Raw genomic sequence first — 12668 nt, 5'->3', positions numbered from 1 at the left:
CCACGATCTCCCGTGCGAGCCCGGCATCCGTGCCCGGGGAGCCGGAACGTGCCGCGGGGCCGGGTCGGCGCTAGGGTCGGCCCATGCGGCACCGCACCACGACCGTCAGCGCGGCCCTGATCGACATCGACGGGGTGCTCACGGTGTCCTGGAATCCGCTTCCCGGAGCTGTCGAGGCGCTGGAACGGCTCCGGGAGATGGGCCTGCCCTTCCTGCTCCTCACCAACACGACCTCACGCACCAGGGCCTCGATCGCGGCGGCCCTCTCCGGTGCGGGATTCCCGGTCTCGGCCGAGTCCGTCCTCACCGCACCCGGCGCCACCGCGGCCTTCCTGGCGGAGCGCTACCCCGGTGCCCGCTGCATGCTGCTCAACAGCGGCGACGTCCGGGAGGACCTGACCGGGGTGGCCCTGGCCGAGGACGACGAAGCCTCGGAGGGGGCACAGGGGGAGGACGTGGACGTCGTCCTGGTCGGCGGTGCCGGACCCGAGTTCGGCTATCGCGCCCTCAACCGCGCGTTCGGCCACCTCCAGCGGGGCGCCCGCCTCGTCGCCATGCACCGCAACCTGTACTGGCGCACCGACCGCGGCCTGCAGCTCGACGGCGGCGCCTTCCTGTCCGGCCTGGAGCAGGCCTCGGGTCGGCGGGCCGAGGTCGTCGGCAAACCCGCTGCCACCTTCTTCACCGGGGCGCTGACCCGGCTGGGGGTCGAGGCGGACCGGACGCTGATGGTGGGCGACGACATCGAGTCCGACGTGCTCGCCGCCCAGCGCTGCGGCATCGGCGGCGTCCTCGTGAGGACCGGGAAGTTCCAGGACCGTGCACTCCGCGACGCCGACGGAACCCCCGACCACGTCCTCGACTCCGTCGCCGATCTGCCGGCCCTGGTGGAGCGGTCGGACCGGCGCTGAACCGTGGACGCCGACGTCGTGACGCTGTTCCTCTGCGGGGACGTGATGCTCGGGCGCGGTGTCGACCAGATCCTGCCGCACCCGGGTGCTCCGGAGCTGCGGGAACCGTACGTGCGGGATGCTCGGGACTACGTCGGGTCGGCGGAAGCCGCGAACGGCCCGATCCCCCGCCCGGTCGACTTCTCGTGGCCCTGGGGCGAGGCCCTGGCGCTGCTCGACCGGGCCGCGCCCGACGTCCGGGTGCTGAACCTGGAGACGGGAGTCACCCGGAGCGACGCCTTCGCGCCGGGCAAGGACGTGCACTACCGGATGAATCCGGCGAACGTCCCCTGTCTGGCCGCGGCCCGGCCCGACGTCTGCGTACTGGCCAACAACCACGTGCTGGACTTCGGCGTCCCCGGGCTCCGGGAGACGCTGGCCGCCCTGGCAGACGCGCGGTTGCGCACGGCGGGAGCGGGGCGGGACGCGGGCGAGGCCCGGCGGCCCGCGACCGTCGAGACCTACGGCGGCCGCCGGGTGCTGGTCTTCGCCTTCGGAACCGCGTCCAGCGGGATTCCGTCGAGCTGGGCCGCGTCCGAGCAGCGGGCCGGCGTCCACGTCGTCTCCGAGGCGTCGAGCGCCGACGCGGCCGAGGTCGCCGACCGGGTGCAGCGGGTCAAGCGGCCCGGCGACGTCGTGGTCGCCTCGATCCACTGGGGTTCCAACTGGGGCTACCAGGTCTCCCGGGAACAGGTGCGCTTCGCGCACACGCTGGTCGACGGCGGTGTCGACGTGGTGCACGGGCACTCCTCGCACCATCCCCGTCCCGTCGAGTTCCACCGTGGACGGCTGATCCTCTACGGGTGCGGCGACTTCATCGACGACTACGAGGGCATCGCCGGCCACGAGCAGTACCGCGACGACCTGCGGCTGCTGTACTTCGTCTCGGTGGAGCCCGACGGCGGGGAAGTGGTCGAGGTGCACGTGGCACCTGTACGGGCCCGCCGGATGCGGCTGGAACACGCCTCCTCCGAGGACACGCAGCACGTGCACGACACCCTCGACCGGGTCAGCCGCGGCTTCGGCGTACGGGTGGGTCGCGGGGCGGACGGCATGCTGGCGCTCCTCGCCGCACGGGGGCAGCAGGCGTGAGGGGAGGACTCCCGAGGGCCGGGTGGATCGGCCTCCCCGCGCGGTGGGAGGCTGGGAGCAGGGCTCGAGCGCCGACGACCGATCCGAGCACGTGATGCCCACGAGGATTCTGCTGGAGGGGCGCCCCGGCAGCGGGAAGACGACCGCGATCCGCCGGCTGGCGGCGTTGCTGCGCACCCGGGAGGCCGTCGGCTTCACCACGGAGGAGATCCGTGAGGGCGGCGCCCGGGTCGGTTTCGTCCTGGAGACGCTGACGGGCCGGAGCGGTGTGCTCGCCCGGGTCGGGTTGCCGGGGCCTTTGCGGGTCGGTCGATACGGCGTCGACATCGGCGTGATGGAAGGGCTCGCGGTGCCCTCGCTCGCGACGCCCCCGGAGCCCGGCACGCTCGTGCTCGTCGACGAGCTCGGGCGGATGGAACTGGCGTACCCCCCGTTCCGGGACGCCGTCCGGGCCGTGTTCGCGGCCGACGTGGACGTGGTGGCCACCGTGCACGCACAGCACGGCCCCTTCACCAACGCCCTCAAGCGCCGTAGCGATGTCGAGCTGATCCGGCTGACCCGGGCGAACCGGGACGTCCTCCCGGCGCGACTGGCGACCCGGCTGGAGGGACGGTGAGCGGCGCCGTGCCCCACCGGGGCCGGGCGGGCGCCGCGATCGTCCGACGACGGGACGGCTGGCGGGCCGGGCTCCTGACCGCCTCCGGCCGGTGGGCCGAGCGCGCCGACCGGTGCGCCGATCGGACCGGCCGGGGCGTCGAACGGTGCCGCCGGTGGGCGCGCGAGGGCTCGCAACGGCCCGGGGAACTGGCACCGCCGTCGTGGTTCTTCCTCGCACTGCCGTTCGGCATCGGCTGGTACCGGGTGACGGGTGGCGCTGCGCGGGCCTGGTGCGTACTGGCCCGCCGGGTGTGCCGGGTCGCCGCCGGAGCCCTCTCCGGGGTGCTCACCGCCGTGGCCCTCGTCCTGTCACGGCTGTGACCACCGGACGGGCGTCCACACCGCCTCCCGGAGGGACCCGCGCCCGGGGTGCCGGAGCGGCCGACGGGGAGCTCCGGCAGTGGGGAGGGGTTCCTGGGTGTTCCGTCCCGGTCCCGTCCCGGGTCCGCCCCCCTACCGGTTGCCTTCTGCGCCCCGCTCTCGCCCGGAGGACCGGCACGAAGGCCTGGATCACGGCTCACGCGTCGATGCCGAGCCGTCGACCCGTGGATAGACTGACCACGCGTTCCAGGAACGGACCCGGCGCGGGCGGCGGAGCACTCACGCGCCTCGCCGTCGCACATGTACGCCGCTCTCCGGGACCGCACGGCGATGGCGAGCCTGTCGCGGACGATCCGGCAGCGGGCCATCGATCGGACGGGAGCCCTGCCATGGCGAGCACGTCCAGGTCTCCGGACGGCTACGACCCCGAAGTCACCCTCCCCGCGTCCGCGCGCACTCCTTCGCCGTCGTCGGGCTCCCCCGGTGACGCCGAGCCGACCGCAGCCAACGATCGGCTGGCGCTCAACGGCATGGGCAGCTTCGACTGGGACCTCGACGAGGGCACCTACCACCTCGACGACGTGGGCCTGGAGGTGTTCGACCTACGGGCCGACGAGTTCGACGGAGTGCCCGCGTCGCTCTCCGCCCGGGTGCTGCCGGCGGACGGCGAACGGCTCGACAACGCCGTGACGCTCGCGCTACGGGAGGGACACCTGACCTTCGCGTCCTACTTCCGCCTGGTCTGCCGCGACGGAACCCTGCGCTGGGCCCACACGCAGGGGCGCATCCTGCGCGATCCGCAGGCGCACCCGTACCGCATCGTCGGCATCGTCCGCAACGCCGAGGAGGAGCTGGCCCACGCCGAGGCGATGCGTACGCTCGCTGCCGACCGGCGCCGCCAGACCGACTCCGTGCGCGCCACCACCGAAGCCCTCGCCCGCGCCGTCACCGTCCGCGACGTGACCAACGTGCTGACCGACAGCGAAGGGCTGCGACGATTCGGGGCGGACGGGCTGGCCCTCGGGCTGGTGGACGGGGACGTCATGCGCCTCGTCGCCGTGACCGAGCAACCGTCCACGGAACTCAGGGCCCGGGACGACCTGTCGCTGACCCGCTTGGAGGACGCGCTGCCGCTGTCCGAGGCCGTGCTCACCCGGCGCGCGCGGTTCGTCGGCACCAGCGAGGAGCTCACCACCCGCTACCCCCGACTGCTGCCCTACGCCGAGGAGATGGGGATCGAGGCGGCGGCCTTCCTGCCCCTCGCCGCCCAGGCCCGCACCATCGGCGCACTGGGCCTGTTCTACCGGGACAGGCACCACTTCAGTACCGAGGACCGCAACATCTGCATCGCGCTCAGCAGCGCCGTCGCGCAGTCCCTGCAACGCGCCATGCTCTTCGACCAGGAACGCGAATTCGCGACCACGCTCCAGACCACCATGCTGCCGCGCCGCATCCCCGAGATCAACGGCGGTGAGGTGGCCGTCCGCTACCGCGCCGGCCGCAGCGGACGCGAAGTGGGCGGGGACTGGTACGACGTCATCCCCCTGCCGGGGCGGCGGGTGGGTCTCGTGGTCGGCGACGTGGAGGGGCACGACAGCCACGCGGCCGCCATCATGGGTCAGTTGAGGATCGCCCTGCGGGCCTACGCCACCGAGGGACACACTCCCGCCACGGTCATGGCCCGCGCGTCCAGGTTCCTCGCAGACCTCGACACCGAGCGGTCCGCGACGTGCATCTACGTCGACGCCGACCTGGAGACCGGAACCCTGCGCATGGTGCGGGCCGGCCACCTCGAACCACTCGTGCGGCACAGCACCGGCCGTACCGGCTGGGCCAGCGTCCGCGGCGGCCTCCCGCTCGGCGTGGCCACGGTCTTCGGCCAGGACGGCTACCCCGAGACCCGTCTCGACCTCAACCCCGCGGACACCCTGCTCCTGTGCACCGACGGCATGGTCGAGCACCCCGGTCGGGACATCGCGGACGGCATCGAAGCGCTCGCCGCCGCCATGGGTGCCGGACCGCTCGGTACCGAGGCGCTCGCCGACCACCTCTGCGGCGGCCACCCGAGCCGCCTCGGCAGCAGCGACGACGTGGCGCTCCTGCTGCTGCACCGCGCCGCCGAACCCGGTGCGCACGCCACCCGGCAGATGACCCAGCACGTCCACCAGGCAGATCCGGAAGGGCTGGCGGAGACCCGGGCCATGCTCCGCCAGGCCCTGGCCGGGTGGGGTGCGACCGACCTCGCGTCCGACGTCGAACTCGCTGCGGACGAACTGATCACCAACGCCCTGGTCCACACCGACGGAGGAGCACTGCTCACCATCGAACTCCGGGCCGGGACCGCCCCCTGCATCCGCCTGGAGATCCAGGACCGCTCCAGCGTCCTGCCGCGCCGCCGGGTGCCCGGCGAGACCGCGACCTCCGGCCGCGGCCTGCTGCTGGTGGACGCCCTCAGCGGAAGCTGGGGCGTCGAGCCGCTCGGCAGCGGGAAGAACGTCTGGTGCGAATTCCCGCTGGCGAGTTGACCGCCCGACGGCGGTTCACCTGCGTGGCGGCTCCGTCCGTCCACGTGGCCGCCGACGGCCCGGGCTGCGAGGCGGCCCGGGGCCGCGACGGTGGTTCGCGCTGTCGACCAGCCCGTACGTGCCGGGACGACTCGGCGGGCGGGGAACCGATCGGCCCGCTCGTGGTCAAGACGCTGTGCGACCCGGGGACGGCCACGGGCACCGTCGACGGCCTCGGGTGATGCCCCGGATGCGGCGGTCGGGGGTGGGTGCCCTCCGGACCCCGCGGACGGACCCGCTGCCGGGTGTGCCGCACCGAACGCGTCTGCCCGATCTGCCGCGGCGGGGGCGGGCCGGCCGCCTCCCGGCTGTCGGACCACCGACGGGGCCACCACCCGGAGCTGCACTGGGCCCACGGCCCCGGCGGCCGCCTGCCCTGGTCGGCCGTCAGATCGATTAGCCCGCACGGGTGTTCTCCGACCGGCCGCCGCCGGGGTTCTTCGCGCGCGGAGGGGGTTGCGTGTGCAATGACGGTGCTGTCGGGCGCCGTGCCTCCGGGCACCCGTGCCGCCCGTTGACCCGGCCCCCTGGAGCTGCCCGTGCGCTCTCTCATGCTCGTCTCGTTGTCCATGGCGGCCGCGCTGCCGCTGACGCTCGTCGCCGCCGCGGGTGAGGCCGCGGCCGCCGCGCCGGCCCGTGCGGCGGCCCGTCAGCTGCCCGCGGACTGTCCCGACCTCCTGCCGCCCGACGACCCGACGGTCCACTACTGCGGCCGCCCCGAGCTCGGTCCGGCCGTCCTGCCCACGACCGGGCCGGTGGCGACGCTGCTGAAGGGCTATCACCGGCTCGGCGGGCTGCAGCCGACCCAGTTCCTCGACTGGTACCGCGTCGGCGACCAGTGGAAGTACCCGGGCAACCGGGGCTTCGCCGAGCTGAACGGCGTCCTCGACATGAACCGGCGGACGATGGAGCCGGGTGGTCTGCTGGACCGCTTCGGGGCCGACACCGGCAAGTACCTGGCGACCGGCGGGACGCCGTACGCCAAGCGCGCCCTGCCGCCGGACTCGCTCAACGGCGCGGGCAACGGCTACCACTGCTACGTGGTGAACCGCGACTTCGACGTGCAGGCGGGCCGCATCGCGGCCGGCTTCGCCCAGCCCGGCTTCGGCGTCCAGGAGTGGCTGGACCCGGCCCTCAGGCCGGCCGACTTCGCCGACTCCGAGACGTACAACGTGGCCAACCTGGTCAAGCACGAGTACCTCGCGGACACCGCACCCGAGCGGTGTGCCGCGAACCGTCCCTGAGCGGCCGCCCGCGCGCGGCGTCCTGACGGAGAGGGCGGGGGACCCCCGCCCTCTCGGCGTGCCGGGACGCCCGTCCGGCTCCCCCGTAGGGAGGGGACGGCCCGAAAGACCCGACGCCGTGCCCATTACCGGCCCGACGGCGATGCCCAATCATGACGGGAGAGTCCATCGCGGGCACGCCAGGAGGGGACCGGGCATGAGGGTAGACGAACTGTTGCCGTTGTGGGCCGGACGCGGCACGGGCCTCCCGGTCTTCTGCCTGCCCCACGCCGGCGGCTGCGCGTCCGCCTACCGCGGCATCGCCAGGGGCGCACCCCCGGAACTCAGCCTGCAGCCCGTCCAGCTCCCCGGCCGGGAGACCCTCGCCCGGCTGCCCCTCTGCGACGACGTGCCGCACCTGGTGGACCTGCTGGGCACGGCCCTGCGGCCGCTGCTGGACGGGCCGTTCGCGCTCGCCGGGCACGGCATGGGCGCGCTGCTCGCCGCCGAGCTGACCGCCTGGCTGGAACGCCGCGGCGCCCCGGCGCCCCGGCTGCTGGTCGTCTCCTCCTGCGGCGGCGACCCCGGGCCGGACGCCATGCCGACCGGCGACCTCGGCGACGCCCGGCTGCTCACGGGGCTCGCCGGGCTCGGCCGGACGGCCCCCGGCCCGACCGCGGACCCGGAGACCAGGGCCCACCTGCTGGACGTCCTCCGCAACGACCTGCGCCTGCTGCGCCGGTACCGGCCGGGCCAGGGCCGGCTGACCGTCCCCGTCCTGGCGATCGGCGGCGACCGCGACCCGGCGGTGACCCCCACGGCGCTGGCCGCGTGGCGCCACCGCACCGACGGCGACTGCCGCGTCGAACTCCTGCCGGGCGGCCACTTCGTCCTCCACGAGCAGGCCGCCGCGGCCTGCGCCCTGATCGCACGGCGACTCCGGCAGGTGGCACGGCCGTTCGACGCCCTGTCGGCGGCGGACCGGGCACGGCTGCCGGCCGGGCTCGCCGACGCCTTCCCGGCCTCCGCGGAGCAGTCGGCGCTGCTGGCCGACCGTCGGGGTCCGGGTCGGGACGTGGTCGGCGTGCACGTCGAGGCACCGTTCGACGAGGAGCGGTTCCGAGCCGCACTGCGCACGGTGACCGCCCGCCACGACCCCCTGCGCAGTTCGTTCGCGGCGGCCGGGTTCTCCGTGCCGCTGCAGCTCGTCCGGGCGGAGGCGGACCCGCCGGTGGAGGTCGAGACGGGTGGCGGCGCCGCGCTCGTCCGCGCCTTCCAGCGACGGCGGTTCGCCGCCGACGCGGATACGGCCGGGCCGCCCGCCTTCCGCTGCCACGTCGTCCGCGAGCCGGCGTCCTTCAGCGTCTCGGTGGCCGCCCACCACGCCGCCGTGGACCGCTGGAGCGTGTGGGTCCTGCTGGCCGAGCTGGTCGCCCTGTACGAGGCCGAACTCACCGGCGTGCCGGCCGAGTTGCCCGACGTCCCGCCGGACGGGCACCGGCGGCTGGCCGGACCCGACTACGCGGACCCGGCCTCCGCGGCGTTCTGGCTCGCCGAGGCGAACGCACCGCCGCTGCTCCTGCCGCTGCGCGCCGCCGACGCCGTCCCCGACCCGGACGAGGCGCGGTTCATCCCGCTCGACGGGCCTGCCGTCGACCGCATCCGCGCGGCCGCCGAGGAGGCGGGGGTCCCGCCGAAGAGCCTCTACCTCGCCCTGCACGTCTGGTCGCTGGCGCAGGCGACCGGACGCGACAGCGACATCGTCACCGGTCTGGTGACGGACTGCCGGCCCGTCGGCAAAGGCTCCGACCACCTGGTGGGACGCTTCTCCAAGACCCTTCCGCTGCGGCTGCGGACCACCGGCGGCAGCTGGGCCGACCAGGCCAGGCGGGCCTGGAGCGCCGAGCGGAGCACCGCCGCGCACCGGCACTTCCCGCCCGCGGAGATCGAACGCCGGCTGCGCCGGGCGCCGTTCGACGTCGCCTTCGGCTTCACCCGGTTCCGTCCGCGCCACCGGCTGGAGCACCTGGAGACCGCCGTCGGCTCCTGGTGGTCCGTCGGCGGGGCGGGCATCCCGCTCGGCGTGGACGTGCTGCTCGGCTCGCCCGACCTCGGCAGCGGCGTGCTGGTCGCCTTCGACCCCGGGCTGGTCAAGGCCCCGGTCGTCGACGAGTACGTCCAGTCCTTCACCTTCGCACTGCTGTGCGTCGCCAACTCCCTTCCGTTCGTCATGCGCACCTTCCCCGGAGGCTGACATGCTGGTGATCGCCTACGACCACGGGGCCGCCGCAGCGGCGGAGATCGCCACGGCGCTGGCCGCGGACACCCCGCTCGCCTTCCTCGTCCCGCGGACCGACCACACCGTCCAGGTCCGGCCCCTGCTGGAGCAGTTGGGCACGGTCGTCGACCTCGCCGGTGACGACCGGGACGTCGCCCGGGTCCGGGCGCTGCGCCCCGACGGCATCGTCACCTACAGCGAGCCGATGCTGCGGGACACCGCCCGGATCGCCGCCGCCCTGGGGCTGCCGGGCCACCGGCCGGAGACCGTGCTGCTGCTCACCGACAAGGAGCGGCAGCGCCGGCGGCTCGCGCAGGCCGGGGTGGACGCGGTGCGCCACCACCCCGTCCACCGCCCGGAGGACTGGGCCTCGGCCCTGGACGCCGTCGGGCTCCCGGCCGTCGTGAAGCCGCTGTACGGCGGCGGCAGCCGGGACACCCACCTCGTCCGGGACGAGGAGACCCTCGCCCGGCTCGCCGAACGGCACCCCGCCGGCATGATGGTCGAGGAGTACCTGCAGGGCAGGCCCAGCCTGCCGTACGGGGACTACGTGTCGGTCGAGAGCCTCTGCGCGCCGGACCGGATCACCCACGTCTCCGTCTCGGGCAAGTTCCCGATGGCTCCCCCGTTCCGCGAGCAGGGCCAGTTCTGGCCCTCGGCGCTGCCCCCGCAGGACGTGGCCGCGGTGGCCGACCTGACCACCCGGGCGCTGCGCGCGCTCGGCGTGGACTTCGGCGTCACCCACACCGAGGTGAAGCTCACCGCCCGGGGGCCGCGGATCATCGAGGTCAACGGCCGGCTCGGCGGGCTCGTCAACGAGATCAGCCGCCGGGCGGCGGGAGTCGACCTGATCCGGCTGGCCGGCCTGCGGGCCACGGGCAAGGACGACTGGGCCGAACCGGAGCCGATGGACCGGGTCCACTTCCAGTACTGGGGCGCCGGGCCCGCCGAACGGTGCCGGCTGACCGGCGTCGAGGGCGGCCGGGAGGCCCGGGCGGTGCCGGGCATCACCGCCTACCGCCCGATCGTCAAGCCCGGCCAGTGGCTGTTCGACGGCGGGATGACCTGCCAGCTCGACATGGTGTGCGGAGAGGCGGCATCCCACCGGGAGATGTTCGCGGTGCTCGACGAGGCGCTGGGGAGGATCGCCTACGACTTCCGGTTCGAGGACGGGCGTACCGTCCGGGTCACACCGCCGCGGCCGTGGAGCGAGGCCGCCGGTAGCGCGTCGCCGCAGGTCTGACGGCCTTTGCCGCGGCCGCTATCGCGGTGGCGGCCGAGGCGATAGTGCACCGATGCGGTGGCAATGGGCGGCCTTCCTAGCGTGAGCATCACGAGGGAACGCCGAGCAGGACGCCACCGCCCGCCGGCCCGGCCCCGCCGACACATGGGAGACAGCGATGACCAAGCTCATGTTCGTCCGTGCGTGCGCATGCCTGCTGGCCGCCGTGGCCCTCACCGCGGCCGCCGACTCCCTGGAGTCGCAGACCGGCCCCGCCCACCCCGTGCACGTCGTGGCCGACAACCCCTGGGGCCCGGGCCCGCAGTCCTGACGCCCGGTTCGCGGTCCTGACGCGGTCGGGGTCAGACGGGCGGCATCAGGTCGCTCTCGCTGACGGTGTACGTCAGCAGGGGGTAGGTGAAGTCCGCTTCGTGGTTCTCGCGGCGCCGCAGCCGGTAGAACTCGCGGCTCTGCTCGTCGTCGGCCGCCACGAGGCGCGCACCGTCCGGGAGGTGGGCCCGATCGTCGCGGAAGCGGACGAAGGTCTTCGAGGTCCGGAAGGTGACGCCCAGCCAGTGGTTGTCCGACGCCGGGACGGTCGTGTCGAGCACGATCCTGTGCCTCAGCCGCCGGTTCGAGGCGACGGAGAACGCGACGACGCCGTTGTGGGCGAGCGGGATCTCGAACCCGTCGAGGTCCGACTCCTTGGATTCGAAGATCAGCTTCCTGGACGGGCCCGCTTCGGGGCGCAGGTAGCAGGAGAAGACGGCGATGAACGAGCCGTCGGCCAGATCGAGGGCCTGGTCGGAGTGGGCGCCCATGGTCCGGTAGGCGTCGGTGTAGCGCTCGACGAGGGCGTTGTTGAAGCCGACCGGGAGCGCCGCACCGTCCTGGATCCGCTGCGCCAGCCGTTCGTGCACCGCCCGGAAGCGCTGCGCCGGGCTGCCGTACCGGGTGGTGGTGCGCACGAGGGGGACGCCGCCGGCCTCGTCGACCCTGGTGAGCACGGCGCCCCGGCGGCCCCTCCCCACGTCCTCCAGGCGGGCCGACGCGGCCAGCTCGGCGAAGAGGTCCTCCGCGGCCGGCAGGGTGCACGAGACGATCTCGTCCGCGATCCTAGGCCCGGGGTGCACCGTAGTCCCCCGTGTTCATGCTGAAGAGCAGTTCGTCGCCGTAGTCGACGGAGGACGAGGACCTGTTCTCCTCGGCGTACAGCCGGCGCAGCTCGTCCATGCCCTCCGGGGTGGGCGGTCCCAGCCGCACCGGGCCGCCGGCCGCCTTGAGGAAGGTGTGGCCGCCCTTGTGGACGGCCTCGGCCTTCGAGCAGCGCACCACGTAGCCCAGGCGGGTCGGGAGCAGTTCGGCGTCCAGCGCCGAGGGCCGGATCTCGTGCGTGTACAGGCGGTTGGTGGACAGCGGCACGAAGAACACGGAGCCGGGGTGGAGGGTCACGGTGAACTGCGCCGGGAGCGCGGCCCCGTCGTGTCCTGCGTTCGGCTCCTTGAGGCGGAAGTGCAGCCTGGTCAGCGCGCTGACGCCGTTCACGCCGCGGTCGAGGGCGTCCTCGGCCGAGGGCTGCAGCCCGTCGAGCCGGTCGTAGAAGGTGCAGAAGGCCATGATGCCGTTGACGGGCATGTCCTTGGTCTTGTCGGCGTGGGCCGAGATCCTGGCCTTGGACTGCTTGCGCCCGTCCGCGGCGGGGGTGTTGTGGTAGATCTGGGCGAGCACGTGGTTGAGCGGGGCCTGGTTCCGGAAGACGGCGGCGGCCTCGCGGTTCAGCGCCTCGACGATCTCCGTGTCGGTCGGGCGGAAGCCCTCGGTCGGCCCCGAGAGGTTCGTGGAGCAGCGGAGCAGGCGGAAGTGCAGCTCGTCGCCGTCCCGGGTGACGGGCGTCAGGTAGATCCCGCTGCGGTGGGCCGTTCCGGGCTTGGTGGACTCCGTCAGGGACTGGAAGGCGTGCTCGGCACGGATCCGTCCGAAGTGGTCGGCGTCGGGGTCGAAGAAGCAGGGGTAGTACACGCCGGCGCCGTGCACCCGGACGGGGACCCGGCCGGGGCCGACGACCGTCCACGGCTCGTCGGCGTCCTCGCGGTGACCGTGCGACAGCTCCCGGACGACGAACACCCGCTCCGCCGCCCGCAGGTGGTGCCGGCTGACCCCGGAGACGTCACCGCACAGGTAGACCGTCCTCCCCGCGAGGTCGGGCGCGCCGGAGGCGAGCTCCTCCGGTGTGACGGTGGACCCGAAGAAGTCCCTGACGACGTCGTTGTCCTGCAGCTCCGAGGGTGCGACCAGGACGGTGCGTGCGGCCTCGATGCGGGCTTCTGCCGGCTCTGTGGTGTCCATCAGACCTTGATCGTC

11 protein-coding genes are annotated in these 12668 nt (G+C 74.1%); 9 read left to right on the top strand and 2 right to left on the bottom strand.

Translation table 11 applies throughout. The annotated features are described in order from the left end of the window. Positions 1–83: 83 nt before the first annotated feature. From AB0442_RS10045 to AB0442_RS10005, 9 genes are all read left to right on the top strand, one after another. Entirely contained in the window at positions 84–911 is an 828-nt protein-coding gene (locus tag AB0442_RS10045; RefSeq protein ID WP_366161916.1) for an HAD-IIA family hydrolase, read from the top strand. 3 nt (positions 912–914) lie between these two features. Continuing rightward, complete coding sequence (locus AB0442_RS10040; RefSeq protein WP_366161915.1) at positions 915–2042, top strand: CapA family protein; 1128 nt, start codon at positions 915–917, stop codon at positions 2040–2042. Between the two features lie 94 nt (positions 2043–2136). Beyond that, a complete protein-coding gene (locus tag AB0442_RS10035) occupies positions 2137–2658 on the top strand; it encodes a nucleoside-triphosphatase (RefSeq protein WP_366161914.1) in 522 nt (173 codons plus the stop codon). Further along, positions 2655–3020, top strand: a complete 366-nt coding sequence (locus tag AB0442_RS10030) for a hypothetical protein (RefSeq protein ID WP_366161913.1) — start codon at positions 2655–2657, stop codon at positions 3018–3020. Before AB0442_RS10035 ends, AB0442_RS10030 begins: the two co-directional genes overlap by 4 nt. Positions 3021–3409: 389 nt before the next feature. Further along, complete coding sequence (locus tag AB0442_RS10025) at positions 3410–5545, top strand: SpoIIE family protein phosphatase (RefSeq protein WP_366161912.1); 2136 nt, start codon at positions 3410–3412, stop codon at positions 5543–5545. 578 nt (positions 5546–6123) lie between these two features. Next, a complete protein-coding gene (locus AB0442_RS10020; RefSeq protein ID WP_366161911.1) occupies positions 6124–6828 on the top strand; it encodes a TNT domain-containing protein in 705 nt (234 codons plus the stop codon). Positions 6829–7024: 196 nt separating this feature from the next. Beyond that, entirely contained in the window at positions 7025–9061 is a 2037-nt protein-coding gene (locus tag AB0442_RS10015; protein ID WP_366161910.1) for a thioesterase domain-containing protein, read from the top strand. 1 nt (position 9062) lies between these two features. Continuing rightward, positions 9063–10328 carry an ATP-grasp domain-containing protein gene (locus tag AB0442_RS10010; RefSeq protein WP_366161909.1) on the top strand — a complete coding sequence of 422 codons (1266 nt, stop codon included), beginning with the start codon at positions 9063–9065 and terminating at the stop codon, positions 10326–10328. Positions 10329–10485: 157 nt separating this feature from the next. After that, on the top strand, positions 10486–10638 hold the full coding sequence (locus AB0442_RS10005; protein WP_363538856.1) for a hypothetical protein: 153 nt from the start codon (positions 10486–10488) through the stop codon (positions 10636–10638). A 31-nt stretch (positions 10639–10669) separates the two neighbouring features. Here AB0442_RS10005 and AB0442_RS10000 read toward each other — a convergent pair whose 3' ends face one another. Next, positions 10670–11440, bottom strand: coding sequence for a hypothetical protein (locus AB0442_RS10000; RefSeq protein ID WP_366161908.1), 771 nt, complete (start codon positions 11438–11440; stop codon positions 10670–10672). Next, on the bottom strand, positions 11424–12653 hold the full coding sequence (locus tag AB0442_RS09995; protein ID WP_366161907.1) for a hypothetical protein: 1230 nt from the start codon (positions 12651–12653) through the stop codon (positions 11424–11426). The genes AB0442_RS10000 and AB0442_RS09995 overlap by 17 nt, the downstream gene beginning before the upstream one ends. Between the last annotated feature and the right edge of the window lie 15 nt (positions 12654–12668).

The sequence above is a fragment of the Kitasatospora sp. NPDC085895 genome (assembly GCF_040702125.1).
Classification (GTDB): Bacteria; Actinomycetota; Actinomycetes; order Streptomycetales; family Streptomycetaceae; genus Kitasatospora; species Kitasatospora arboriphila.
The sequence above is the reverse complement of the archived record's forward strand: the minus strand, read 5'-3'. Positions and strand labels throughout refer to the sequence as shown.

Bases quoted from the DNA above. Each gene is read 5' to 3' on its own strand.
- AB0442_RS10045 (WP_366161916.1), top strand. From the start codon at position 84: ATGCGGCACCGCACCACGACCGTCAGCGCGGCCCTGATCGACATCGAC.
- AB0442_RS10035 (WP_366161914.1), top strand. From the start codon at position 2,137: ATGCCCACGAGGATTCTGCTGGAGGGGCGCCCCGGCAGCGGGAAGACG.
- AB0442_RS10025 (WP_366161912.1), top strand. From the start codon at position 3,410: ATGGCGAGCACGTCCAGGTCTCCGGACGGCTACGACCCCGAAGTCACC.
- AB0442_RS10015 (WP_366161910.1), top strand. From the start codon at position 7,025: ATGAGGGTAGACGAACTGTTGCCGTTGTGGGCCGGACGCGGCACGGGC.
- AB0442_RS10010 (WP_366161909.1), top strand. From the start codon at position 9,063: ATGCTGGTGATCGCCTACGACCACGGGGCCGCCGCAGCGGCGGAGATC.
- AB0442_RS10005 (WP_363538856.1), top strand. From the start codon at position 10,486: ATGACCAAGCTCATGTTCGTCCGTGCGTGCGCATGCCTGCTGGCCGCC.
- AB0442_RS09995 (WP_366161907.1), bottom strand. From the start codon at position 12,653: ATGGACACCACAGAGCCGGCAGAAGCCCGCATCGAGGCCGCACGCACC.